The 24,890-nt window shown below is 56.4% G+C and carries 20 protein-coding genes; 14 read left to right on the top strand and 6 right to left on the bottom strand.

Annotated features, from left to right (window positions below):
* The first annotated feature begins 1 nt into the window (after position 1).
* The 3 genes from gcvA to rlmM are packed head-to-tail and all read left to right on the top strand — an operon-like array spanning position 2 to position 2,447.
* On the top strand, positions 2–919 hold the full coding sequence (gene gcvA, locus LRM19_RS14860) for a glycine cleavage system transcriptional regulator GcvA (protein ID WP_032643156.1): 918 nt from the start codon (positions 2–4) through the stop codon (positions 917–919).
* A 39-nt stretch (positions 920–958) separates the two neighbouring features.
* A complete protein-coding gene (locus LRM19_RS14855; protein ID WP_023309031.1) occupies positions 959–1,354 on the top strand; it encodes a DUF423 domain-containing protein in 396 nt (131 codons plus the stop codon).
* Positions 1,347–2,447, top strand: a complete 1,101-nt coding sequence (gene rlmM / locus LRM19_RS14850; RefSeq protein WP_111965427.1) for a 23S rRNA (cytidine(2498)-2'-O)-methyltransferase RlmM — start codon at positions 1,347–1,349, stop codon at positions 2,445–2,447. Before LRM19_RS14855 ends, rlmM begins: the two co-directional genes overlap by 8 nt.
* A gap of 60 nt (positions 2,448–2,507) precedes the next feature.
* On the opposite strand, the gene xni is transcribed toward rlmM, so the two are convergent.
* The 5 genes from xni to queF all read right to left on the bottom strand — a co-directional run bounded on the left by xni (position 2,508) and on the right by queF (position 8,943).
* Positions 2,508–3,263: a flap endonuclease Xni gene (xni, locus tag LRM19_RS14845; protein WP_271369233.1), complete on the bottom strand. Its 756-nt coding sequence runs from the start codon at positions 3,261–3,263 to the stop codon at positions 2,508–2,510.
* Between the two features lie 112 nt (positions 3,264–3,375).
* Positions 3,376–4,743 (bottom strand): L-serine ammonia-lyase, encoded by a 1,368-nt coding sequence (locus LRM19_RS14840; protein ID WP_271369232.1) that lies wholly within the window; start codon positions 4,741–4,743, stop codon positions 3,376–3,378.
* Between the two features lie 65 nt (positions 4,744–4,808).
* Complete coding sequence (locus LRM19_RS14835) at positions 4,809–6,104, bottom strand: HAAAP family serine/threonine permease (protein WP_111965430.1); 1,296 nt, start codon at positions 6,102–6,104, stop codon at positions 4,809–4,811.
* A gap of 515 nt (positions 6,105–6,619) precedes the next feature.
* Positions 6,620–7,984, bottom strand: a complete 1,365-nt coding sequence (gene ppnN / locus LRM19_RS14830) for a nucleotide 5'-monophosphate nucleosidase PpnN (protein ID WP_023309027.1) — start codon at positions 7,982–7,984, stop codon at positions 6,620–6,622.
* Between the two features lie 116 nt (positions 7,985–8,100).
* Positions 8,101–8,943 (bottom strand): NADPH-dependent 7-cyano-7-deazaguanine reductase QueF, encoded by an 843-nt coding sequence (gene queF, locus LRM19_RS14825; RefSeq protein WP_127732188.1) that lies wholly within the window; start codon positions 8,941–8,943, stop codon positions 8,101–8,103.
* Positions 8,944–9,012: 69 nt separating this feature from the next.
* Between queF and syd the strand changes: the two genes are divergently transcribed.
* From syd to LRM19_RS14785, 8 genes are all read left to right on the top strand, one after another.
* Positions 9,013–9,558 carry a SecY-interacting protein gene (gene syd, locus LRM19_RS14820; protein ID WP_115876189.1) on the top strand — a complete coding sequence of 182 codons (546 nt, stop codon included), beginning with the start codon at positions 9,013–9,015 and terminating at the stop codon, positions 9,556–9,558.
* Positions 9,559–10,190: 632 nt separating this feature from the next.
* Positions 10,191–10,520 carry a YqcC family protein gene (locus LRM19_RS14815; protein ID WP_047173524.1) on the top strand — a complete coding sequence of 110 codons (330 nt, stop codon included), beginning with the start codon at positions 10,191–10,193 and terminating at the stop codon, positions 10,518–10,520.
* Positions 10,517–11,293, top strand: coding sequence for a tRNA pseudouridine(65) synthase TruC (gene truC / locus LRM19_RS14810; RefSeq protein ID WP_047173523.1), 777 nt, complete (start codon positions 10,517–10,519; stop codon positions 11,291–11,293). Before LRM19_RS14815 ends, truC begins: the two co-directional genes overlap by 4 nt.
* A 24-nt stretch (positions 11,294–11,317) precedes the next feature.
* Entirely contained in the window at positions 11,318–11,767 is a 450-nt protein-coding gene (locus LRM19_RS14805) for a flavodoxin (protein WP_029741558.1), read from the top strand.
* A gap of 294 nt (positions 11,768–12,061) precedes the next feature.
* Entirely contained in the window at positions 12,062–13,417 is a 1,356-nt protein-coding gene (gene gudP / locus LRM19_RS14800; RefSeq protein WP_090418491.1) for a galactarate/glucarate/glycerate transporter GudP, read from the top strand.
* Entirely contained in the window at positions 13,417–14,757 is a 1,341-nt protein-coding gene (locus LRM19_RS14795) for an enolase C-terminal domain-like protein (protein WP_271369257.1), read from the top strand. Before gudP ends, LRM19_RS14795 begins: the two co-directional genes overlap by 1 nt.
* 15 nt (positions 14,758–14,772) lie before the next feature.
* Positions 14,773–16,110, top strand: coding sequence for a glucarate dehydratase (gudD, locus tag LRM19_RS14790; RefSeq protein ID WP_271369230.1), 1,338 nt, complete (start codon positions 14,773–14,775; stop codon positions 16,108–16,110).
* A gap of 77 nt (positions 16,111–16,187) precedes the next feature.
* Positions 16,188–17,327: a glycerate kinase gene (locus tag LRM19_RS14785; RefSeq protein WP_271369229.1), complete on the top strand. Its 1,140-nt coding sequence runs from the start codon at positions 16,188–16,190 to the stop codon at positions 17,325–17,327.
* An 89-nt stretch (positions 17,328–17,416) separates the two neighbouring features.
* Here LRM19_RS14785 and barA read toward each other — a convergent pair whose 3' ends face one another.
* Positions 17,417–20,176 carry a two-component sensor histidine kinase BarA gene (gene barA / locus LRM19_RS14780; RefSeq protein ID WP_111965439.1) on the bottom strand — a complete coding sequence of 920 codons (2,760 nt, stop codon included), beginning with the start codon at positions 20,174–20,176 and terminating at the stop codon, positions 17,417–17,419.
* A gap of 57 nt (positions 20,177–20,233) precedes the next feature.
* Between barA and rlmD the strand changes: the two genes are divergently transcribed.
* The 3 genes from rlmD (at position 20,234) to mazG (ending at position 24,673) form a co-directional block, all read left to right on the top strand.
* Complete coding sequence (rlmD, locus tag LRM19_RS14775; RefSeq protein WP_271369228.1) at positions 20,234–21,532, top strand: 23S rRNA (uracil(1939)-C(5))-methyltransferase RlmD; 1,299 nt, start codon at positions 20,234–20,236, stop codon at positions 21,530–21,532.
* 51 nt (positions 21,533–21,583) lie between these two features.
* Positions 21,584–23,815 carry a GTP diphosphokinase gene (gene relA / locus LRM19_RS14770; RefSeq protein WP_008499628.1) on the top strand — a complete coding sequence of 744 codons (2,232 nt, stop codon included), beginning with the start codon at positions 21,584–21,586 and terminating at the stop codon, positions 23,813–23,815.
* Positions 23,816–23,881: 66 nt separating this feature from the next.
* The gene (gene mazG, locus LRM19_RS14765) at positions 23,882–24,673 is read left to right on the top strand and encodes a nucleoside triphosphate pyrophosphohydrolase (RefSeq protein ID WP_143345462.1); all 792 of its coding nucleotides are present in this window, start codon (positions 23,882–23,884) and stop codon (positions 24,671–24,673) included.
* Positions 24,674–24,890: the final 217 nt, after the last annotated feature.

Genomic DNA, 24,890 nt, shown 5'->3' with positions numbered 1-24,890 from the left:
CATGTCAAAGCGATTGCCACCTCTTAATGCATTACGTGTTTTTGATGCAGCAGCACGTCACCTGAGCTTTACCCGCGCAGCAGATGAGCTTTTTGTGACACAGGCCGCAGTAAGTCACCAAATCAAGTCTCTGGAGGATTTTCTGGGCCTTAAGCTGTTTCGTCGACGCAACCGTTCGTTGCTGTTGACCGAAGAGGGGCAGAGCTATTTTCAGGATATTAAAGAGATTTTTTCCCAGCTTACGGAAGCCACGCGTAAGCTGCAGGCTCGCAGTGCAAAAGGTGCCCTGACTGTCAGTTTATTGCCCAGTTTTGCGATCCAATGGCTGGTGCCCAGACTCTCAAGCTTTAACTCAGCTTATCCGGGGATCGACGTTCGAATCCAGGCGGTAGATCGTCAGGAGGACAAGCTGGCCGATGACGTGGATGTCGCCATTTTTTATGGTCGCGGTAACTGGCCGGGCTTGCGTGTTGAGAAATTATACGCAGAATATCTCCTGCCGGTCTGTTCTCCCCTGCTGTTAACGGGCGACAAGGCGCTGAAGTCTCCCGCTGATCTGGCGCAGCATACGCTTTTGCATGATGCCTCTCGCCGCGACTGGCAAACTTATACCCGTCAATTAGGTCTTACTCATATAAACGTGCAGCAGGGACCCATCTTTAGCCACAGTGCGATGGTGTTACAGGCTGCCATTCACGGACAAGGCGTGGCGTTGGCGAACAACGTCATGGCGCAGTCTGAAATTGAGGCAGGCCGCCTGGTCTGCCCTTTTAATGATGTACTGGTCAGCAAGAATGCGTTTTATCTGGTTTGTCATGACAGTCAGGCAGAACTGGGTAAAATAGCCGCCTTCCGGCAGTGGATACTGGCGAAAGCGGCAACCGAGCAAGAAAAATTCCGCTTCAGGTATGAACAATAACGTTTGTGTGCCGGGCACGCATCAACTCAGGACTTAAACATGACCAGCCGATTCATGCTGATTTTTGCCGCGGTGAGTGGCTTTATTTTTGTTGCACTGGGCGCCTTTGGCGCACATGTATTAAGCAAGTCTTTGGGCGCTGTAGAGATGGGCTGGATCCAGACCGGCCTTGAATATCAGGCATTCCACACGCTGGCTATTTTTGGGCTGGCGGTGGCGATGCAGCGTCGTATCAGTATCTGGTTTTACTGGAGCAGCGTGTTTATGGCGCTAGGTACCGTGTTATTCAGCGGTAGCCTGTACTGCCTTGCGCTCTCACATCTGCGCCTGTGGGCGTTCGTTACACCCGTCGGTGGCTTCAGCTTCCTGGCGGGTTGGGTATTAATGTTTATCGGAGCTATCCGTCTGAAACGCAAGGGCGTTGTTCATGAATAAGGTTGTTTTATATTGTCGCCCGGGGTTTGAGAAAGAGTGCGCCGCGGAAATTACCGATAAAGCGGCGAAGCGCGAAGTCTTCGGCTTTGCCCGCGTAAAAGAGAACGCGGGCTATGTGGTATTCGAGTGCTACCAGCCCGAAGACGCAGACAAGCTGGCACGCGAGCTGCCGTTCAGCTCGCTGATCTTTGCTCGCCAGATGTTTGTTGCGGGTGAGCTGCTGAAGGATCTTCCGCCGGAAGACCGCATCACGCCAATTGTCGGCATGCTGCAGGGCGTGGTGGAAAAGGGCGGCGATCTGCGCGTTGAAGTGGCGGATACCAACGAAAGTAAAGAGCTGATGAAGTTCTGCCGTAAGTTCACCGTGCCGCTGCGTGCGGCGCTGCGTGATGCGGGCGTGCTGACGAACTACGAAACGCCGAAGCGTCCGGTGGTGCATATCTTCTTTATCGCACCGGGCTGCTGCTATGCAGGCTATTCGTACACCACCAACAACTCTCCCTTCTTTATGGGCATCCCGCGTTTGCGCTTCCCGGCCGATGCGCCAAGCCGTTCCACGCTCAAGCTGGAAGAGGCGTTCCACGTCTTTATCCCGGCGGATGAGTGGGATGAGCGTCTGGCAAACGGCATGTACGCCGTCGACCTTGGCGCGTGCCCGGGCGGCTGGACCTATCAGCTGGTGAAACGCAACATGTGGGTATCGTCCGTTGATAACGGCCCAATGGCGCAAAGCCTGATGGACACCGGGCAGGTCACCTGGCTGCGTGAAGACGGTTTCCGCTATCGCCCGAACCGTAACAACATCTCGTGGATGGTGTGCGATATGGTTGAGAAGCCGGCAAAAGTCGCCGCGCTGATGGCCTCCTGGCTTGTCAACGGCTGGTGTCGTGAGACCATTTTCAACCTCAAGCTGCCGATGAAAAAGCGCTATGAGGAAGTGTCGCAGAACCTGGCCTACATTCAGGAGCAGATGGATGAACACGGTATTAACGTGGAGATCCAGGCGCGTCAGCTGTATCACGACCGCGAAGAGGTGACGGTGCACATTCGTCGCTGGTGGGCAGCGGTCGGCGGACGTCGCGACGAGCGATAGTGCGTGCTTTGTTTTGCCCGGTGGCGCTGCGCTTACCGGGCAAAAAACTGTGTAGTGGTTTTAACGTTCTAAACGCAGCTGCTGTAAATTCCCGTCGAGCTGTAAATCCGTCTGTAGCGTTGCGATTTCCCGGCAGATAAACGCCATCTCTTTATGCGCCTCCAGCTTCTTGCGCCACTTTTCCGGCACCTCATCCAGACGGGCGTAAATCCCTTCCAGACTCTGAAAATCGTCCAGCAGCTGCGCGGCGCTTTTCGGCCCAATACCGGCGACACCCGGAACCTTAGAGCTGCTGATGCCTGCCAGCCCCCAGTAATCCGGCAGTTGTCCGGGCGAGACGCCGAACTCGCTGGCAATAAACGGCGCGTCCAGCCAGCGTTTTTGAAAATAGTCGCGAATGCGGATAGTTGGGGAGAGCAGCTGACAGTAGCCTTTGTCAGTTGAAACGATAGTGGCCTGATGCCCGGCGCTGGCTACCTTTACGGCCAGAGTGGCTGCGAGATCGTCGGCTTCATTTCCCTGTGCGCCCCAGCAGGGGACGCCCCGCTGTTCAAATGCAGCGCGCAGCATGGGCAATTCAGCGTGAAGATCGTCCGGCATCGGTGCGCGTCCGGCTTTGTAGTCGGGCAAACGCTGGTGTCGCCAGCCCGTGTTGCGGTCTTCGTCATCAAAAACCGCGACCGCATGGGTGGGCTCGCTGTGGCGGATAAGCTGTTCCAGAGCGTGCAGGCAGGTGTCTTTACAAGGCGTCCCCTGTACCGCATGGATACGGCGAATCAGGTTTAGTGCATCGACGATAAGTAAATGAACGGCCACAGATAATCTCCCTTCTATCTCATACGTGAAGGGTAACACTGTCAGCAGCGTGAAACTATGAATGGTGGGGAAAACAGGAAGAAGCCTCGCAAAACGAGGCTTCCTGAGAGGCTTAATCGCAGGTTACGATCTTCATCGCCAGGCCGCCGCGAGAGGTTTCGCGGTATTTGGCGTTCATATCTTTACCGGTTTCGTACATGGTTTCGATAACCTTATCGAGACAGACGCGCGGCTCGCTGGTGCGGCGCAGCGCCATACGTGCCGCGTTAACCGCCTTCACGGAGGCAATCGCGTTACGCTCGATGCACGGAACCTGTACCTGGCCGGCAACCGGGTCACAGGTCAGCCCCAGGTTATGTTCCATGCCGATTTCCGCTGCGATGCACACCTGCGTCGGGCTTGCGCCCAAGAGTTCCGCCAGACCCGCCGCCGCCATAGAGCACGCCACGCCGACTTCACCCTGACAGCCCACTTCCGCACCGGAAATAGACGCGTTCATCTTATACAGCGAACCAATTGCACTGGCCACCAGCAGGTAGCGCGCCAGCGAGTTCGCGTTCACTTCACGGATAAACTTGTCGTAGTACGCCAGCACCGCCGGAACGATACCGCAGGCACCGTTGGTCGGCGCGGTGACCACACGGCCCCCTGCGGCGTTCTCTTCGTTTACCGCCAGGGCGAACATGTTGATCCAGTCCACCACGGCCATCGGGTCCGTGGTCGTTTTGTCGGTGCTCACCAGCATACGGCGCAGCGCTGCAGCACGACGCGGCACGCGAAGTTTGCCCGGCAGAACGCCTTCGGTGGTGATCCCGCGCTCAATACCGCCGCGCATCACTTCCCAAACGTTTGTGAAGTGCTGTTCGAGCTCCTCTTTGCTGTGAAGTGCCAGCTCGTTTTTCATCATCAGGCCGGAGAGGGAAAGGCCCGTCTCCTGGCAGTGGCGCTGGAGGTCTGCCGCCGTTTTGTACGGATACGGCACCTCGACAGAAGAGGTACTGGTTTGACCAAAGTGGTCTTCGTCGACGATAAAACCGCCGCCGATAGAGTAATACGTCTGGCTGTATACCGCTTTTTCGCCGGCCAGCGCGGTAATGCGCATGCCGTTTTCGTGCAGCGACAGGTTGTCCGCATGGAAATTCATGCAATGGTCAACCGGGAATTCAACCTCGTGCTCGCCGTTCGCCAGCAGCAGGCGCCCGTGGGTATTAACGTCCTGGATGAAACCAGGGATCGCATCAATATCAACGGTATCCGGCAGGTTTCCCGCCAGGCCCATGATAATCGCGATATCGGTATGGTGGCCTTTCCCGGTCAGGGAAAGCGAGCCGTACACATCTACAACCACGCGCGTAATGTCGTGCAAGATGCCGCGTGCAATCAAGTCATCCGTGAACTGCTTACCGGCTTTCATCGGTCCGACGGTATGAGAGCTGGAAGGACCAATACCGATTTTGAAGATATCGAATACGCTAATCATGATGCGTCCATTGCTTTCAGTCAGAGAGGGAGGAGTGCGCCGTCCGAAAACGGCGCGGGTGGTAATCAGAACATGGTGTACAGGGAGTAGAAGATCGCAGAGATTGCGATAAGACCCATGATGACCACAAACACGTTGCTCACATGACCGCTGTACTTACGCATAGCAGGGACTTTCTGAATCGCGTACATCGGCATCAGGAACAGAATCATCGCGATGACCGGGCCGCCCAGGGTTTCAATCATGCCCAGGATGCTTGGGTTCAGGGTCGCTACTGCCCAGGTGGTGAGCAGCATGAACAGCGCGGTGATTTTGTTCAGCTTGTTGATTTCAATGCTCTTGCCTTTACCGCGCAGAGATTTAATCACCATACCGTTGAAGCCTTCACGTGCGCCGAGGTAGTGGCCCAGGAAGGATTTGGTGATGGCGATAATCGCGATGATCGGTGCCATCCACGCAATCAGCGGTGCGTTAAAGTGGTTCGCCAGGTAAGACAGGATAGAGATGTTCTGCTCTTTCGCTGCAGCCAGATCCGCCGGGGAAAGGCTCAGTACGCAGCTGAAGACGAAGAACATAACGGTCAGAACCATCATGATGTGAGCGCGTGCCAGGATGCTGGAGCACTTCTTCTCTGCGCCGTTACCGTACTCTTCACGTTTCGCAACGGCGAAGGAAGAGATGATTGGAGAGTGGTTGAAGGAGAAGACCATTACCGGAATCGCCAGCCAGAGGGTCATCAGCAGGCCGTTACCGGTCGCCGATGCGCTGCTCAGGGACAGGGTTTCCAGCGCTGCACCGTTCCACTGTGGGATCAGGTAGCAGGCCAGCAGCATCAGTGCAGCCACAAACGGGAACACCAGCACGCTCATCGCCTTCACAATCATCTGCTCACCGAAGCGCACGATGGTCATCATGCCGACAATCAGGATCAGAGACAGGATGGCACGCGGAGGCGGCGTCATGTGCAGCTGGTGCAGCATGAAGCTTTCAACGGTGTTGGTAATCGCCACGCTGTAAACCAGCAGGATAGGGTAAATCGCGAAGAAGTAGAGCAGGGTAATCAGCTTACCTGCGCCCACGCCGAAATGCTCTTCAACCACTTCAGTGATGTCTTCGCCCGGGTTTTTACCGGACAGCACGAAGCGGGTCAAACCGCGGTGTGCAAAGAAGGTCATCGGGAAAGCAATGATAGCCATAATGATCAGCGGAATCAGACCGCCGACGCCTGCGTTGATAGGAAGGAACAGTACACCAGCGCCGATTGCCGTGCCGTAAAGGCCAAGCATCCACATGGTATCCGTTTTGCGCCAACCACTTCGGGATTCAATCGAAGCAACGGTGCTGGTTTGAGTGGTTTCCATCTGTATCTCCTGGAGGAAGCGAATTGTCAGGTTTTTAGTCAAATCCGATGAAAAAGTGCCTGACGGTAATATGAAATTCGTTCAGTGACGGTTTTTTAATAATTTTTGCCCGTAACTATTGGCGGGCGGAAAGATACATTCTAGTTATGAATCTATCAGTGATCCTGATCCCAAATGCAATAATCCACTTATGATGTGGGCATCTTTAGACCATTTATCTGTTAAAAAAACACCAAAGAGAATTTACGGGCGCGAAGGCTACCACCAACGACATGTGAGCTGAAAGACTGGCCCGTGATATAGGTGTCTTTAGCTGTAAAGAAAGGGGTTTTTAGTATTTTCTGACGGGTAATTTAGTTTAAGGCTGATAATTTACGGTTGAGAAAACAAGGTAATCGTTTGCGTTTGGGCATAGTTTGTTAAAGACATAAGTGATTCGTATGAATTACATCAGGAATAAAAAAAGCCGGGACGCGCAACAGGGCGACCCGGCTTTGATGAGATATCGCTAAGCGTTATGTGCAGATTTCGTAGCAAGGAATGTAGGCTGAGCCTGGCAGCTTCATGCGGTGCTGGGCGACAAAGCCCTGCAGCATGTCGTCCATGCGGCGCATCATCTCCGGGTCGCCGTGGATCTTGTACGGACCGTACTGTTCAATGGCGCGGATGCCCATCTCTTTCACGTTGCCCGCGACAATACCGGAGAAGGCGCGACGCAGATCGGCAGCCAGCACTTCCACCGGCTGGTCCGGGTAGAGTTTCAGGTTCGCCATATTTTCGTGCGTTGGCTCGAACGGGATCTGCAGGTCTGGCGCAATACGGATTGACCAGTTAAAGCTGTACGCATCGCCGGTATCGCGACGGTTCTCCTTCACCAGCGGCATCGCTTTTTTCATCTGGCGCGCCACTTCCGCGGCATCGTCAATGATGATGCGATAGTGACGACGCGCGGCTTCACCCAGCGTGTGCACGATAAACTCGTCCAGCACGCGGAAGTAGTCGGCGCTCTCTTTTGGCCCGGTCAGGATCAGCGGCAGAACCTGATCCTTGTTGGCCGGGTTCATCAGAATACCCAGCAGATAGAGCAGCTCTTCCGCTGTCCCCACGCCGCCCGGGAAGATGATAATGCCGTGGGCGATACGGACAAACGCTTCAAGACGCTTCTCAATATCCGGCATGATAATCAGCTCATTAACCAGCGGGTTAGGTGGCTCAGCGGCGATGATGGACGGTTCGGTCATGCCGATAAACCGTCCCTCTTTATAACGCTGTTGCGCATGCCCAACCGCCGCTCCTTTCATTGGTGCTTCCATCGCACCCGGACCGCAGCCGGTACAGATATTCAGCTCACGCAGGCCGAGTTGCGTTCCAACCCGACGGGCATAAAGGTATTCGGTTTCGTTAATGGAGTGGCCGCCCCAGCAGACAACCATGTTCGGCGCTTCGCCGACGTGCAGGGCACGGGCGTTACGCAAAATGGAGAACACCAGGTTGGTGATATGGACCGAGCTTTCCAGATCGAGATGCTGGAAACGACCTGCGTTGTGGATCTGCCCGTTAACAAACAGGATGTCACGCAGCACGGCAAACAGGTTAGCCTGAAGTGAACGAATGATACGCCCGTCAACAAAGGCCTCTTCCGGCGGGTTGATGACTTCAAGCTTCACGCCACGCTCGCGGCGCAGCACGTTGATATCAAAGCTTTCGAAGCGGGACAGCAGTTCTTTACTGTTATCTGTCAGGCTTCCGGAGTTCAGTACGGCAAGTGAACAGTTACGAAACAGTTGATAAAGATCGCTGCTGGCCGTGCGCTTAAGCATGTCCACTTCCAGCTGCGACAACATATCCATTGAGCCAAGCGGGCTAATATGTGTAATCAAGTGAGCTCCTTACGGGACGATTATCGTCTTTCCCTGTTGATTACAATAGCCCTGGCGCGTGACGTTTCACAACCTAAAGCGCGGAAGATACCGCGCATATTGTGAAAATATTTATATTATTGACGCACCAGCCGTCCGGTCGCCGGCACAAAATCGGTGTTGGTGCGCCACGGGTTGATGTCCAGACCGCCGCGGCGGGTATAGCGCGCATAAACGCTCAGTTTTTCTGGCTGGCAGAAGCGCTGAATATCGCTAAAGATGCGCTCCACGCACTGCTCGTGGAATTCGTTGTGATGTCGGAATGACACCAGGTAGCGCAGCAATTTTTCCCGGTCAATTTTCGGGCCGCGGTACTGGATCTGCACCGAGCCCCAGTCCGGCTGGTGGGTGATCAGGCAGTTGGATTTCAGCAGATGGCTGACCAGCGTCTCTTCGACCACCTTGCCACTCGCCGCGTTTTCGAGGTAATCGGCGCTAAATTCATAATTCTCCACCTCAATATCCTGATCGTCGATGCAGGTCCCGTTGAAGTGGGCGATTGGCTGCCCTTCCAGCTCGTGCAGGCGATACAGTGAAACGCTCACCTTTCCCTGCGCGCAGGCGCTTAAATCACGTTCCAGCGTGTGCTGAACGTCGTCCCAGCTGTTAAATTTTGTCTGGTTAAAGCTGTTGAGATAGAGCTTAAAGCTTTTAGACTCGACGAGATTCACGCTGGCATAGTCCAGCTCAACGTGGCCCACCGCCACCTGCGGCAGGCCGCGTGCGTTGAGCCACGAGAGTTCGTACAGCGTCCAGATATCGCCACCCACGAACGGCAGCGCGTCTGCGTGCAGACCCAGAGGATCGCGGTTCAGGCTGCGCGGCACGCCCTGCAGCAGGCTTGCATCGTAGGTATCGCGGTAATCGGTCGATTTACCCAGCGTTAAGCCGGTTAACGCCTGATGATTTTCGTAAGACATGTTTCATAGCCACTTTACAGGTACACTTATGGCCTGAGTTTATCCTGTCTGACAAGAAGAGAGAAATCGGTGGACATCGAAACTGCAAATGCCCTCACTACCTTTACGACCCGCTACTGCGACGCATGGCATGAAAAGCAGGGCTCGTGGCCGCAAAGTTCTGATTTATATGGCGTACCTTCACCGTGTATTATCTCTTCGCTCGACGGTTACGTTATCTGGCAACCAAAACCCTTCGACGGCGAGCAAAATGTAAATGCGGTTGAGCGGGCAATGGACATTGTGGTACAACCAGCGGTTCACGCATTTTATACCGCGCAGTTTGCAGGGGATATGCCCGCGCGCTTTGCCGATATCACGCTGACGCTGTTGCAGACCTGGAGCGAAGACGATCTGCAGCGTGTTCAGGAAAACCTGATTGGTCATCTTGTCACGCAAAAACGCCTTAAGCTTTCTCCAACGCTCTTTATTGCCACGCTGGACAGCGAACTGGATGTGTTATCCGTCTGTAACCTGTCAGGTGAAGTGGTTAAAGAGACTATCGGTACCCGCAATCGCGAGACTCTCGCCCCCTCTCTTGCGGATTTCCTCACCCGACTTGAGCCACTTCTGTAATCCCTGATGCTATATCGCGTGTGAGAGATCTCTTACAACGTTTGTGAGAGATCGCTGGAACATTCAGTCTTACCTCATTTAATTCAGATTAATATCAATCTATTTTTCAATAGATTAGTGGTTCGTCCTATTATTTTTAGGGAGTCCCTGCGTCTTACAACGCTGGCTGAGTGGGTTGTAAGACGAAGCGGAATAGCGGATTCTATCTCCGTCGACAGGAAGCCGACACGAGAAACGAACATCAGGATGATGGCGTTTCTCAGTCAGGACTCGTCAGGATGGCGCTGCAGGAAGGCTTCAGGATGAAGCGAAGCGGATAACGCAGGATGCGTAAGGGACACCTCCAGGAAGGAGAATGAGAGCCGGTCAGGATGGTCGGTGGGTCAGGAAGGCCAGGACGTTTCAGGATGAAACAAACACGTCAGGAAGATGTGTGAAGGATGCAAAAGGTAGACGGATGACCAGGCCTTCGGGCTTCAGGAAAAGTTGTCACGGATGAGCAGGGAGCACGAATTGTAGCTGGAATGCTGCGAAACGAACCGGGAGCACTGTTTTTACAGTGCTCCCTTTTTTTATTTCTGCCTTCCGCAATGCTATGCTGCGCGCCGTTCACTTTTTCAGTTGAGGTTACTATGACGCAACACGATAGCGTTCGTGCTCAGTTGCACGCCATCGAAGCCCTTTTGCGCCAACATCAGCTGTGGCAGGAGACCGCGCCGCAGCCAGAAGCGTTCGCGAGCACCCAGCCTTTCTGCCTGGATACGCTGGCCCCGTTTGAGTGGCTGCAGTGGGTGTTAATTCCGCGCATGCACGCCCTGCTTGAGGGCGGTCATCCGCTGCCGCAGGCGTTTGCTGTCTCTCCCTATTATGAAATGGCGCTCGAAGCGACGCATCCTGCGCGCGACGTCATGCTGGTCGAACTGGAAAAACTGGATTCCCTGTTTGCCGGTGAAGATGCATGACGCTTGAGATCCTCTATCAGGACGAGTGGCTGGTGGCGGTGAATAAACCGTCCGGCTGGCTGGTACACCGCAGCTGGCTCGATCGTGATGAGAAAGTGGTGGTGATGCAGACCGTTCGCGATCAGATTGGTCAGCATGTTTTTACCGCCCATCGTCTCGACCGGCCGACCTCCGGCGTGCTGCTGATGGGGCTTTCCAGCGAGGCGGGGCGTCTGCTGGCGCAGCAGTTTGAACAACATCAGATCCAGAAGCGCTACCACGCGATCGTGCGGGGCTGGTTGACCGAGTCCGCCACGCTGGACTACCCGCTGGTGGAGGAGCTGGACAAAATCGCCGATAAATTTGCCCGCGATGACAAAGGCCCGCAGCCCGCCGTGACTGATTATCGCGGTATGGCGACGACGGAAATGCCGGTGGCAACCAGCAAATTTCCGACCACGCGCTACAGCCTGGTTGAGCTTCTGCCCAAAACCGGGCGTAAGCACCAGCTGCGACGCCACCTTGCGCATCTGCGCCACCCGATTATTGGCGACAGCAAACACGGTGATTTACGCCAGAACCGCAGCGCGGCCGAACACTTTGGCTGCCATCGTCTGATGCTGCACGCGAGCGAGCTCAGCCTGACGCACCCGTTTACCGGCGAGCCGCTGACTATCCGTGCGCGGCTGGACGACGTCTGGATGCAGGCGCTGTCACAGTTTGGCTGGCTGGGACAACTCCCCGAAAATGAAAGGGTTGAGTTTGTATCGGGCAACGTTCAGGATGAAGAGTAAGCGCATTCAATATGGGAAAATAGCATGGCTGAAGTAGGCATTTTTGTCGGCACAATGTACGGCAACTCGCTGCTGGTAGCGGAAGAGGCTGAGGCAATACTCGCCAGCCAGGGCCATAAAGCCACGGTCTATGAAGATCCGGAGCTGGCGGACTGGGAAAAGTATAAAGATAAATACATTCTGGTGGTGACCTCCACCACCGGGCAGGGCGACCTGCCGGACAGCATCGTGCCGCTGTTCCAGGGCATTAAAGACCAGCTTGGCTATCAGCCAGATGTTCACTACGGCATCATCGCCCTCGGCGACAGCTCTTACGCTAACTTCTGCGGCGGCGGCAAGCAGTTCGATGCGCTCCTGCAGGAACAGAGCGCACAGCGCGTCGGCGAGATGCTGCTGATTGACGCGGGCGAGCACCCGGAGCCAGAAAGCGAATCAAACCCGTGGGTCGAACACTGGGCAACGCTGCTTAAATAGTTCTCCAGGCCGGGTAAGGCTTAACCGCCACCCGGCAACGAAGCCGCACCAAATCCTCGATTCCGTGAAGCATCTTCCACTGCTTTGGGCTTATGCCCCAAACCACGTTCCCTACTCCTTTCAATGTTGTGTTTTTGCACGGTGAGGAGAAGAGGCTCTCCTTCATATACTTTCCCGGTCACTATAAAACGGCTTCAGGCCGTACTAAAACGACAAAAACCAATCTCATTCTGATTACCCTACCGGTGCTGTACAGAATGAACCAGGCGAAAGCTATGTTTCAGGAGTGCAACAATGAGTACATTAAGCCACGCAGCGAGCAGCGCTGAAAAGCGCACCAATGCCCGCTACTGGATAGTGGTGATGCTGTTTATCGTCACGTCCTTTAACTATGGTGACCGCGCCACGCTGTCGATTGCCGGTTCGGAAATGGCAAAAGATATCGGCCTTGATCCGGTGGGGATGGGTTACGTTTTCTCCGCATTCTCATGGGCCTACGTCATCGGGCAAATTCCTGGCGGCTGGCTGCTGGACCGTTTTGGCTCGAAACGCGTCTATTTCTGGTCCATCTTCATCTGGTCTGCCTTTACCCTGCTGCAGGGCTTCGTTGATATCTTCAGCGGCTTCGGCATTATCGTGGCGCTCTTCACGCTGCGCTTCCTGGTGGGGCTAGCGGAAGCACCTTCCTTCCCGGGCAACAGCCGCATTGTGGCGGCCTGGTTCCCGGCGCAGGAGAGGGGAACGGCGGTGGCGATTTTCAACTCCGCACAGTACTTCGCGACGGTGATCTTTGCGCCCATTATGGGCTGGCTGACCCATGAGGTGGGCTGGTCACACGTCTTCTTCTTCATGGGCGGGCTTGGGATCGTCATCAGCTTTATCTGGCTGAAAGTGATCCACGAACCCAACCAGCATCCTGGCGTAAACAAAAAAGAGCTGGAGTACATCGCAGAAGGCGGCGCGCTGATCAACATGGATCAGAAATCCTCGACGGCGAAAGTGCCGTTCAGCCAGAAATGGGCGCAGATCAGGCAGCTCGTCGGCTCGCGCATGATGATCGGGATCTATCTGGGCCAGTACTGTATCAACGCCTTGACCTACTTTTTCATCACCTGGTTCCCGGTATACCTGGTGCAGGCACGCGGCATGTCGATTCTGAAAGCGGGATTTGTTGCCTCGGTCCCGGCCATCTGCGGCTTCGTGGGGGGCGTGCTCGGCGGGGTGATTTCCGACTGGCTGATGCGCCGCACCGGTTCCCTGAACATCGCGCGTAAAACGCCTATCGTGCTCGGCATGCTGCTCTCCATGACCATGGTGTTTTGTAACTATGTTAATGCCGAGTGGATGATTATCGGCTTTATGGCGATGGCCTTCTTCGGCAAAGGCATTGGCGCGCTGGGCTGGGCGGTGATGGCGGATACGGCACCGAAAGAGATCAGCGGCCTGAGCGGCGGTCTGTTCAACATGTTCGGCAACATCTCCGGGATTGTTACGCCCATCGCTATCGGCTACATCGTCGGCACCACCGGCTCCTTTAACGGTGCGCTGATTTACGTAGGTGTGCATGCGCTGGTGGCGGTGCTGAGTTACCTGGTGCTGGTGGGGGATATCAAACGCGTCGAACTTAAACCTGTAGCGGAGCGTGGATGATGACAACGCAATCGAGTCCAACCATCACGGAGATGAAGGTCATCCCGGTGGCCGGACAGGACAGCATGCTGCTCAATATAGGCGGTGCACATAACGCATGGTTTACCCGTAATATCGTCGTGCTGAAAGACAGCGCAGGGAACACCGGCGTGGGCGAGGCTCCTGGTGGAGAGGTGATTTACCAGACGCTGGTTGATGCCATTCCGCAGGTCGTGGGCCAGGAGGTCGCTCGTCTGAATAAGGTGGTTCAGCGGGTGCATAAGGGCAATCAGTCGGCGGATTTTGATACGTTCGGTAAAGGTGCCTGGACGTTTGAACTGCGGGTCAACGCCGTCGCCGCCCTGGAGGCCGCCCTGCTCGATTTACTGGGTAAGGCGCTCAATGTTCCGGTTTGCGAGCTGCTGGGGCCCGGCAAACAGCGCGAAGCTGTTACCGTGCTGGGCTATCTGTTTTACGTTGGTGATCGTAATAAAACCGATCTCCCCTATCTGGCCCGAACCGCGGGCGATCACGACTGGTATCAGCTGCGCCATCAGGAAGCGCTCTCCAGCGACGCGGTGGTACGGCTGGCCGAGGCGGCGCAGGATCGCTACGGCTTTAAGGATTTCAAGCTGAAGGGCGGCGTGCTGCCCGGCGAGCGGGAGATTGAAACGGCCCGGGCGCTGAAAAAACGCTTCCCTGATGCACGGATCACCGTCGATCCCAACGGCGCATGGCTGCTGGATGAAGCCATTAGCCTGTGCAAAGGGCTGGGCGATGTCCTGACCTATGCAGAAGACCCCTGTGGCGCGGAGCAAGGATTCTCGGGTCGTGAAGTCATGGCTGAGTTCCGTCGCGCCACCGGGCTGCCGGTCGCGACCAATATGATCGCCACCAACTGGCGCGAAATGGGTCACGCGGTGATGCTTAACGCCGTCGACATACCGCTGGCGGACCCGCACTTCTGGACGCTCTCAGGCGCAGTTCGCGTGGCCCAGCTGTGCGATGAGTGGGGGCTCACCTGGGGCTGTCACTCGAACAATCACTTTGATATTTCGCTGGCGATGTTTACCCACGTTGGCGCGGCGGCGCCGGGTAACCCGACCGCCATCGATACCCACTGGATTTGGCAGGAAGGTGAAGCCCGACTGACGAAAAATCCGCTGGAAATCATAGATGGCAAAATTGCCGTACCGGATGCGCCGGGTCTGGGCGTGGAGCTGGACTGGGATCGGATCCATAAAGCCCATGAGGCGTATAAAAAGCTACCGGGCGGCGCGCGTAACGACGCGGGCCCGATGCAGTACCTTATCCCCGGCTGGACATTTGACCGTAAGCGCCCTGTTTTTGGACGTCACTGATAAAAGGATTACACGATGAGTACCTTTACGACCCCTGTCGTCACTTCCATGCAAATCATTCCGGTTGCGGGCCATGACAGCATGCTGATGAACCTGAGCGGCGCGCATGCGCCATTCTTTACCCGCAATATTGTCATTATCAAAGACAATTCCGGCCATACGGGCGTGGGCGAAATTCCGGGCGGGGAGAAGATCCGCCAGACGCTGGAAGATGCCATTCCGCTGGTCGTGGGCAAAACGCTGGGTGAGTACAAAAATGTCCTGAACACCGTGCGCAACACCTTTGCCGATCGCGATGCCGGGGGACGAGGCCTGCAGACCTTCGATCTGCGTACCACCATTCACGTGGTGACCGGGATTGAATCCGCGATGCTGGATCTGTTGGGTCAGCATTTGGGGGTCAACGTCGCGTCGCTGTTGGGTGAAGGACAGCAGCGCAGCGAAGTGGAAATGCTGGGCTATCTGTTCTTTGTCGGCGACCGCAGGCTGACACCGCTGCCGTATCAGAGCCAGCCGGATGAACAATGCGACTGGTACCGACTCCGCCACGACGAGGCGATGAACCCGGATGCGGTGGTGCGCCTGGCGGAAGCCGCGTACGAAAAATATGGCTTTAATGATTTCAAACTGAAGGGCGGCGTGCTGGCCGGGGAACAAGAGGCGGAAGCCGTCACCGCACTGGCAAAACGTTTTCCACAGGCGCGCGTGACGCTGGATCCTAACGGAGCATGGTCGCTTGATGAAGCGATCAAAATTGGTAAACAGCTGAAAGGCGTGCTGGCGTATGCGGAAGATCCGTGCGGGGCTGAACAAGGTTTCTCGGGCCGTGAAGTGATGGCGGAATTCCGCCGAGCAACGGGGCTACCAACCGCGACCAATATGATTGCTACCGACTGGCGTCAGATGGGACACACGCTGTCATTGCAGTCTGTCGACATTCCGCTGGCGGACCCGCACTTCTGGACGATGCAGGGCTCGGTGCGCGTGGCGCAGATGTGTCATGAGTTTGGCCTGACCTGGGGTTCGCACTCTAACAACCACTTCGACGTGTCGCTGGCAATGTTCACGCACGTTGCCGCTGCCGCTCCGGGGACGATTACCGCTATCGACACGCACTGGATCTGGCAGGAGGGTAATCAGCGTCTGACTAAGCAGCCGTTTGAAATCAAAGGTGGCATGGTGCAGGTGCCTTCCACTCCGGGGCTGGGGGTTGAGCTGGATATGGACCAGGTGATGAAGGCCCATGAGCTGTACCAGAAACACGGTTTGGGCGCGCGCGATGACGCGATGGCGATGCAGTATCTGATCCCCGACTGGACATTCGACAATAAATGCCCGTGCATGGTACGATAAACGCATTGGGACCGCTCCCATGAACGGTCTTTTACGTGGTGTATGCTTAACGTAACGACTATGCGTAAGGATGGCTTATGAAAATTGTTATCGCACCGGACTCGTATAAGGAAAGTTTGAGTGCGCTTGAGGTTGCGACAGCGATAGAACGTGGTTTTCGCGAGATCTTTCCCGAGGCGGTTTACGTCAAACTGCCGGTTGCGGACGGCGGCGAAGGGACGGTTGAGGCGATGATCGCGGCAACGCAGGGACGCATTGTGCATGTTCCGGTGACCGGCCCGCTGGGTGAGCGGGTGGACGGGTTTTATGGCTTATCCGGTGACGAGCAGAGCGCCTTTATTGAAATGGCGGCGGCAAGCGGCCTGGAGCTGGTCGTCCCTTCACAGCGTAATCCCCTGAAAACCACCTCCTGGGGCACGGGCGAACTGATTCGGCATGCGCTGGATGCGGGTGTTAAGCATATCATCATTGGCATTGGCGGCAGCGCCACCAATGACGGCGGAGCAGGGATGGTGCAGGCGCTGGGCGCTAAATTGCTCGACGCGAGCGAACAACCTCTTAGGCAGGGCGGAGGCGAACTGGGAAAACTCGCGCGTATCGACCTGAGCGGGCTGGACAGACGTCTGGCGGAGTGTCGGATAGAAGTCGCCTGTGATGTCACGAATCCACTCACCGGAAAGGACGGTGCGTCAGCCGTATTTGGACCGCAAAAGGGTGCCACACCCGAGATGATCGTCACCCTGGACAACGCGCTGGCGCAGTATGCGAGAGTCATTGCCCGGGATCTGGATATCGACGTGCTAAACCTTGCTGGCGGCGGAGCGGCAGGTGGCATGGGGGCTGGGCTGTACGCCTTTTGCGGCGCGCAGCTGCGCCAGGGCATTGAGATCGTGACCGATGCGCTACACCTGGCCGACCAGGTGGCCGATGCGGATTTGGTGATCACCGGGGAAGGCCGCATTGACAGCCAGACGATCCACGGCAAAGTCCCGGTGGGGGTGGCGAAGGTGGCGAAACGCTTTAACAAACCCGTTATTGGCATTGCTGGCAGCCTGACGGCGGACGTTGGCGTAGTACACGATCACGGCATTGATGCAGTGTTTAGCGTGATCTACACCATCTGCTCCCTGGAAGACGCGCTGGAAAATGCCAGCGAGAACGTCAGGATGACCGCAAGGAATATCGCTGCGGTGCTGAAAGTGGGGAAGGCATTTTAGCTGTGGTTGCCGGGTGGCGGCTTCGCTTTAACCGGCCTACGTTAGTGCACCTGTAGGCCCGGTAAGCGTAGCGCCACCGGGCATTTACCTCAGCTCCCCAACACCTTCATCGCTTCCCGCGTCACATTATCCATTTCATCCAGCAGCTCCAGGAACTCCGGTTCAAGCTCCGATTCCGGCGTACCGGCACGCAGCTGCTGCTCCAGCAGCTGGCAGAGGTTTTTCAGCCGCGGCACGCCGCTGTACCCGCAGCTGCCGTGCAGCTTGTGGATCGCGTCCAGCAGATCTTCCGGATTTTCACCCACCAGCTGCTCTTCCACCTTATTGCGAATTTCAGGCAAAAACGCGACCAGCATTTGCAGCATGTCGCGGGCGAGATCGGGTTTACCTGCCGCCTGGCGCAGCGCAAGCTGCCAGTCAAAGGTGGCGTTCTGATTAACGCTTACCTCAGCCTGCTCGCTGGAAACCGTGTACGTCCCGCCGATATGACCCGGCTTATATCGCAGCAGCAGGCTATGAAGTTTCTCTTCATCGATGGGCTTTGCCAGGTAATCGTTCATTCCGGCGCTCAGCAGCTTCTCCTTCTGGCCCGCCATCGCATGTGCGGTGACCGCAATGACCGGCGTTTGCTGCTGATGCGGCAGCTGGTGGATCAGCTCGCAGGCCCGGATGCCGTCCATGCCCGGCATCTGAATATCCATCAGGATTAAATCGAACTGCATCTGCTTAGCCTGTTCAACCGCCTGCGCGCCGCTGGTGCACAGCTCAACATGCTGAACCTGGTCCTCAAGCAATGCGCCTATCAGCTTCAGGTTGGCCGGATTATCATCCACCGCCATCACGCTCATCGGCAATTTTTGCTCATCGTTAATCAGCGGAAGGGCATGCTGGCTAAGACGGCAATACTCCGTGAGCGCGGGCAGGAGACGGGTCGCGGTGAGCGGTTTTAGCAGACACGCGGCGGCTCCGTCATTTTTTAACTCTTCTGCATTCAGCTGAGCGTGGCAAGGCAGCGCCAGCAGCAGATAGTCGGTCATCGACGCGGCTTTCGCCAGCCGCTCCTGCTGCATGGTCAGCTCGCCGGTAAAGGTGACCGGGATCCCCATCAGCAGGATGTCGTAATGCTCAACGGCCAGGGCGGAGAAGGTTGGGCTGTAGACCACCTCCAGCGGCGTGGTGCTTAATATGTCGAGCGTACATTGCGCCGCCGCGGCGTTAGGCTCAACGTAGGCCAGTCGCTTGCCCTTCAGGCAGTCCGTCATCGGACCGTCGGTCAGCACGTTCGGATTGAGGTCCAGATTAATGTGGAACCAGAAGGTTGAACCGCGGTTTGGCTGGCTGTGGAAAGAGATATCGCCGCCCATCTCGTTCACCAGACGCTGGGTGATCACCAGCCCCAGACCGGTGCCGCCATGACGGCGGGAGATACTGGCGTCCGCCTGACGGAACGCCTGGAACAGACGCGACTGGTCGCGCTCCGGAATACCGATGCCGGTATCGCGGATCTGGACTTCAATCTGGACCTTATTGCTGCTGATCGAGCGTTTCTCTACCAGGACGTCGATATTACCGCTTTCGGTGAATTTAATGGCATTCCCGACAAGGTTGGTAATGACCTGCTGCAGGCGCAGCGGATCGCCAATAACGTTATCCGGCACGTCATTTTTAATATTAAGCGTCAGCTCCAGGCCTTTATCGTGCGACGAGTGCGCGAGCAGCGTCACCACTTCATCAAGCGTGCTGCGCAGCGGGAAGGGAATGCTTTCCAGGATCAGCTTGCCCGCTTCCAGCTTGGAGAAGTCCAGCACGTCGTTGATGATCGCCAGCAGGTTGTTGGCCGAGCGTTCAATGGTGTGCAGGTGATCGCGCTGAGTGGGGTTGAGCTCGCTTTTGAGCGTCAGGCGGGTAAAGCCGATCACGCCATTGAGCGGCGTGCGCAGCTCGTGCGACATATTGGCAAGGAATTCCGACTTGATACGCGCCGCTTCCTGGGCGCGCTTTTTCGCCAGATCCAGCTCAACGTTCTGGATCTCCATCTGCTCCAGCGTTTCGCGCAGGTCGGACGTCGCCTGGTCAACGTTGTGCTGCATCTCTTCGTGATAGGCCGCCAGCGACATCGCCATCGAGTTGATGCCGTTTTTCAGCATGTCCAGCTCGCCCAGCATAAACCCTTCCACACGGCTGTCGAGCTGTCCCCGGCGGATGCGGTCAACCGTGTTAACCATGTTGCGGATGGGGCCCGTCACGTCGCGCATCAGGCGCCAGCCGAAGATCAGCGCAATGCCAATGCAGAACAGCATCATCACGCCAGAGATGAAGATTTCTTTGTACTGCTGTAGCCGTACCGACTTGAGATCCAGCTCCAGCGCCACATATCCCAGCATATTATTGCTGGATTTGGCGTCGGATTGCGCGGACTCATCGGGGGAATAGCTTTCCGACACGATCGGCGTGCGCAGGATCATGATATCGCCGCGCCGCAATACGGTGAGGTGGCGCGGGAACGGCGTACCGTCCGGGATCTTCAGGGCCGCCGGATCGAGATGAAAGTTCGAGGTGACAAACAGCCGGTTATGTTCGTCGTACACGGAAATGGCGCGTACGATGTCCGAGTGGCGGCGGTGGAGTACGCTGATTAACTGCCCAATGGATTCGCGGTTTTGCAGGTTCATGCCGTACTCGCTGGATACGGCCAGCGGTTCGATGATGCTGGCGCCTGCATCCTCCAGCTGCCGCTGCAAATCGTTATAGCGGTGCACCACAAAGAAGATACTCAGCAGCAAACCGATAAGAACGGTGGGGGCGAGGATCAAAATCATCATGCGCGCGCGCAGGCTGTAGTTGGTCATGGCGTTCCGTTATGGGACAATTAAGATAATTATGTTTATGTGAGAAAAATCTCGGCGATGGCGCAATTCTACTCTGCAAAGCGACGCGTGACGACGCGTGAAATCATTACTGTTGAAGCCACGGACCTCGATCCGTTTGGTCAGGGAGTAGCACGTCACAATGGTAAGGCTCTGTTTATAACAGGTTTACTGCCAGCAGAACGAGCAGAAATTACGCTGACGGAAGATAAACGTCAGTTCGCGCGCGGACAGGTTAAGCGTCGTCTCAACGATAGCCCGGAGCGCGAGAAGCCCCGCTGCCCGCATTTTGGCGTTTGCGGCGGCTGCCAGCAACAGCATGCGAGCACAGAATTACAGCAAAAAAGTAAAAGCCGCGCGCTGGCGCGTCTGCTCAAATATGACGTTAACGAAATTGTTGCCGACGAGCCCTGGGGCTATCGTCGTCGCGCGCGCCTGAGCCTTAGCTATCAGCAAAAAACGGAACGTCTGGAGATGGGGTTTCGCAAGGCCGGCTCCAGCGACATCGTTGACGTGAAGCAGTGCCCCATTTTGGTGCCCCATCTTGAGGCGTTGCTTCCGGAAGTGCGCATCTGCCTCTCCGGGCTGGACGGCGTACGCCATCTCGGGCACGTCGAACTGGTCATGGCAAACAATGGCCCGCTGATGGTGCTGCGCCACACCGCACCGCTGTCGAAAAAAGATCGCGAAAAACTGGAACGCTTTTCGCATTCCCACGACCTGGCGCTTTTCCTGGCACCACAAAGCGAGATACTTGAGCAGGTTACCGGTGAGGCGCCCTGGTATGCGTCAAACGGGCTACGCTTAACGTTTAGCCCGCGGGATTTCATTCAGGTCAATGATGGCGTTAACCAGCAGATGGTGGCGAAAGCGCTGGCGTGGCTGGATGTCCAGAAAAGCGATCGGGTGCTCGATCTGTTCTGCGGAATGGGCAACTTCACGCTGCCGCTGGCGCGAGAAGCGGCCAGCGTCGTCGGCGTGGAAGGCGTTGAGGCGCTGGTGGCGAAAGGGCAGGAGAACGCGCGGCAGAACGGCTTGCAAAATGTGACATTCTTTCATCAAAATCTTGAGGAAGATGTCACTCAACAGCCGTGGGCAAAGCAGGGCTTTGATAAAATTTTGCTCGACCCGGCACGTGCCGGTGCCCCGGGCGTGATGGCACATATTATTAAACTCGCGCCAAAGCGTGTGGTCTATGTTTCCTGTAACCCGGCAACGCTTGCCCGGGACAGCGAGGCATTACTCAGCGCGGGTTACCAGATTCAGCGTCTGGCAATGCTGGACATGTTCCCGCACACTGGGCATCTGGAATCGATGGTGTTGTTCGAGCACATCTAATTTGTTTGGCTTGTCGACTTCGACAGGCCCTGGTCCCTAAAGGAGAGGACAATGGTTGCGGTAAGAAGTGCACATCTCAATAAAGCTGGGGAGTTTGACCCACAAAAATGGATCGCAAGTCTGGGAATTTCCAGCCAGCAGTCGTGTGAACGCTTAACCGAAACCTGGGCCTATTGTCTGCGCACCACGCAGGGGCATCCCGACGCGGATCTTCTCCTGTGGCGCGGCGTTGAGATGGTTGAAATCCTGTCCATGCTGAACATGGACATCGAAACGCTGCAGGCCGCGCTACTCTTCCCCCTCGCGGATGCGGACGTGGTCAGCGAAGACGTGCTGCGCGACAGCGTCGGAAAATCCGTCGTCGCGCTGATCCACGGCGTGCGCGATATGGCGGCCATTCGTCAGCTTAAAGCCGCGCATACCGATTCCGTCTCCTCAGAGCAGGTTGATAACGTTCGCCGGATGCTGCTGGCCATGGTGGATGATTTCCGCTGCGTGGTCATCAAGCTGGCCGAGCGTATTGCCCACCTGCGAGAGGTGAAGGATGCGCCGGAAGACGAGCGCGTGCTGGCTGCCAAAGAGTGTACAAACATCTATGCGCCGCTGGCGAACCGCTTAGGGATTGGTCAGCTGAAGTGGGAGCTGGAAGATTACTGCTTCCGCTATCTGCACCCGGCGGAATATAAACGGATTGCCAAACTCCTGCACGAGCGCCGTATCGACCGCGAGCACTATATCGAGGAGTTTGTCGGCGGCCTGCGCCAGGCGATGAAAGAAGAGAACGTGCGCGCCGAAGTCTACGGTCGGCCTAAGCATATCTACAGCATCTGGCGCAAAATGCAGAAGAAACACCTCGCCTTTGACGAGCTGTTTGACGTGCGCGCCGTGCGCATCGTGGCGGAGCGTCTGCAGGACTGCTACGCCGCGCTGGGGATAGTACACACTCACTTCCGTCATCTGCCCGATGAGTTCGACGACTATGTCGCCAACCCAAAACCGAACGGCTACCAGTCTATCCATACCGTGGTGCTTGGCCCTGGCGGTAAAACGGTTGAGATTCAGATCCGCACCAAACAGATGCATGAAGACGCCGAGCTGGGCGTTGCCGCGCACTGGAAATACAAAGAAGGCACCTCCGGCGGTGCGCGTTCTGGCCACGAAGACCGCATTGCCTGGCTGCGCAAGCTGATTGCGTGGCAGGAAGAGATGGCCGATTCCGGCGAGATGCTCGACGAAGTGCGCAGCCAGGTCTTTGACGATCGGGTGTATGTCTTTACGCCGAAAGGGGACGTTGTCGACCTGCCGGCCGGCTCTACGCCGCTCGATTTTGCCTACCACATCCACAGCGATGTGGGACACCGATGCATCGGGGCGAAAATCGGCGGGCGTATTGTACCGTTCACCTATCAGCTGCAGATGGGTGACCAGATTGAAATCATTACCCAGAAGCAGCCCAACCCGAGCCGGGACTGGCTTAACCCGAACCTGGGGTATGTTACCACCAGCCGCGGGCGCTCGAAGATTCACGCCTGGTTCCGTAAGCAGGATCGTGACAAGAACATCCTTGCCGGTCGCCAGATCCTCGACGACGAGCTGGAGCATATCGGGATAAGCCTGAAAGAGGCGGAAAAATTCCTGCTGCCGCGCTACAACTTCAACGAGCTTGACGAGCTGTTAGCGGCCATTGGCGGCGGTGATATTCGTCTGAATCAGATGGTGAATTTCCTGCAGGCGCAGTTCAATAAGCCAAGCGCGGAAGAGCAAGATGCGGCGGCGCTGAAGCAGCTGCAGCAGAAAACCTACGCGCCGCAGCAGCGCAGCAAAGACAACGGCCGCGTGGTGGTCGAGGGTGTCGGTAACCTGATGCACCACATTGCCCGCTGCTGCCAGCCAATTCCAGGGGACGATATCGTCGGCTTTATCACCCAGGGGCGCGGGATTTCAATTCACCGTTCCGACTGCGACCAGCTTGCCGAGCTTCAGTCCCATGCGCCTGAGCGCATCGTGGAAGCGGTCTGGGGTGAAAGCTATTCCGCTGGCTACTCGCTGGTGGTGCGCGTAACCGCCAACGACCGCAGCGGCCTGCTGCGCGACATCACGACCATTCTTGCCAACGAGAAGGTCAACGTGCTGGGCGTCGCCAGCCGCAGCGATACCCGCGAGCAGCTTGCCACCATCGATATGACTATCGAAATCTACAACCTGCAGGTGCTGGGCCGCGTGCTTGGCAAGCTGAATCAGGTGCCGGATGTGATTGACGCGCGTCGTCTGCACGGCGGCTAAACATCCTCTTCCGTAGGCCGGGTTAGGCAACGCCGCCACCCGGCATTTTTTTATCAGGACATAACCATGACTCAAATCGACCGCCTGCTCGGCATCATGAAACGCCTGCGCGACCCGGAAAACGGCTGCCCGTGGGACAAAGAGCAGACTTTCGCTACCATTGCCCCGTACACCCTTGAAGAGACCTATGAGGTGCTGGACGCCATTTCCCGTGAAGATTTTGACGACCTGCGCGGCGAGCTGGGCGATCTGCTGTTCCAGGTGGTGTTCTATGCCCAAATGGCGCAGGAAGAAGGGCGCTTTAACTTTGACGATATCTGCGCAGCAATCAGCGACAAGCTTGAGCGCCGTCATCCACATATTTTCGGTGACGCTACCGCAGAAACCAGCACCGAAGTCCTTGCCCGCTGGGAGCAAATCAAAAGCGCCGAGCGGGCAGAAAAATCCCAGCACTCCGCGCTGGACGACATTCCGCTGAGCTTGCCCGCACTGATGCGTGCGCACAAAATCCAGAAACGCTGCTCCGCGGTGGGGTTTGACTGGACCTCTCTCGGCCCGGTGCTGGATAAAGTGCACGAAGAGATTGACGAGGTCATGCATGAAGCGCAGCAGGCGGTGGTGGATGAAGCAAAGCTTGAGGAAGAGATGGGCGACCTGCTGTTTGCGACCGTCAACCTTTCTCGCCACCTGGGTGTAAAAGCGGAAACGGCGCTGCAAAAAGCCAACCTGAAATTCGAACGCCGCTTCCGCGAAGTAGAGCGGATTGTCGCCTCGCGCGGCCTGGAAATGAGCGGTATTGACCTCGACGCGATGGAAGAAGTCTGGCAGGAAGTAAAGCGCCAGGAATCTGATCTCTAACGAAATTTTGCGATCAAGCGCAATTTGTGTGATTTTTTAAATGACAAGCGCTTGATTTGCGTCAAAAACATTTACCCAAAAGGGGCTATTTTCTCACTCCTTATGTTTGTCATGGCCTGGAATGGAGACGGAGAATGAAAGTTTGTGGCGCTCGCCGTGTTCGGGTATACTACTTTCCCGTCCTGGTTATTCCATCGTTTCACCCTAACTTCTCAGG

The organism is Enterobacter sp. PI-10 (assembly GCF_027947695.1).
In the GTDB taxonomy this organism is placed as follows: domain Bacteria; phylum Pseudomonadota; class Gammaproteobacteria; order Enterobacterales; family Enterobacteriaceae; genus Enterobacter; species Enterobacter vonholyi.
The sequence above is the reverse complement of the archived record's forward strand: the minus strand, read 5'-3'. Positions and strand labels throughout refer to the sequence as shown.

What these genes read in the sequence shown, in the direction of transcription:
- gcvA (WP_032643156.1), top strand. Translation starts at nt 2, where the DNA reads ATGTCAAAGCGATTGCCACCTCTTAATGCATTACGTGTTTTTGATGCA.
- LRM19_RS14855 (WP_023309031.1), top strand. Translation starts at nt 959, where the DNA reads ATGACCAGCCGATTCATGCTGATTTTTGCCGCGGTGAGTGGCTTTATT.
- rlmM (WP_111965427.1), top strand. Translation starts at nt 1,347, where the DNA reads ATGAATAAGGTTGTTTTATATTGTCGCCCGGGGTTTGAGAAAGAGTGC.
- LRM19_RS14840 (WP_271369232.1), bottom strand. Translation starts at nt 4,743, where the DNA reads ATGATTAGCGTATTCGATATCTTCAAAATCGGTATTGGTCCTTCCAGC.
- LRM19_RS14835 (WP_111965430.1), bottom strand. Translation starts at nt 6,104, where the DNA reads ATGGAAACCACTCAAACCAGCACCGTTGCTTCGATTGAATCCCGAAGT.
- queF (WP_127732188.1), bottom strand. Translation starts at nt 8,943, where the DNA reads ATGTCTTACGAAAATCATCAGGCGTTAACCGGCTTAACGCTGGGTAAA.
- LRM19_RS14815 (WP_047173524.1), top strand. Translation starts at nt 10,191, where the DNA reads ATGACGCAACACGATAGCGTTCGTGCTCAGTTGCACGCCATCGAAGCC.
- truC (WP_047173523.1), top strand. Translation starts at nt 10,517, where the DNA reads ATGACGCTTGAGATCCTCTATCAGGACGAGTGGCTGGTGGCGGTGAAT.
- LRM19_RS14805 (WP_029741558.1), top strand. Translation starts at nt 11,318, where the DNA reads ATGGCTGAAGTAGGCATTTTTGTCGGCACAATGTACGGCAACTCGCTG.
- gudP (WP_090418491.1), top strand. Translation starts at nt 12,062, where the DNA reads ATGAGTACATTAAGCCACGCAGCGAGCAGCGCTGAAAAGCGCACCAAT.
- LRM19_RS14795 (WP_271369257.1), top strand. Translation starts at nt 13,417, where the DNA reads ATGACAACGCAATCGAGTCCAACCATCACGGAGATGAAGGTCATCCCG.
- gudD (WP_271369230.1), top strand. Translation starts at nt 14,773, where the DNA reads ATGAGTACCTTTACGACCCCTGTCGTCACTTCCATGCAAATCATTCCG.
- LRM19_RS14785 (WP_271369229.1), top strand. Translation starts at nt 16,188, where the DNA reads ATGAAAATTGTTATCGCACCGGACTCGTATAAGGAAAGTTTGAGTGCG.
- barA (WP_111965439.1), bottom strand. Translation starts at nt 20,176, where the DNA reads ATGACCAACTACAGCCTGCGCGCGCGCATGATGATTTTGATCCTCGCC.
- rlmD (WP_271369228.1), top strand. Translation starts at nt 20,234, where the DNA reads ATGGCGCAATTCTACTCTGCAAAGCGACGCGTGACGACGCGTGAAATC.
- relA (WP_008499628.1), top strand. Translation starts at nt 21,584, where the DNA reads ATGGTTGCGGTAAGAAGTGCACATCTCAATAAAGCTGGGGAGTTTGAC.
- mazG (WP_143345462.1), top strand. Translation starts at nt 23,882, where the DNA reads ATGACTCAAATCGACCGCCTGCTCGGCATCATGAAACGCCTGCGCGAC.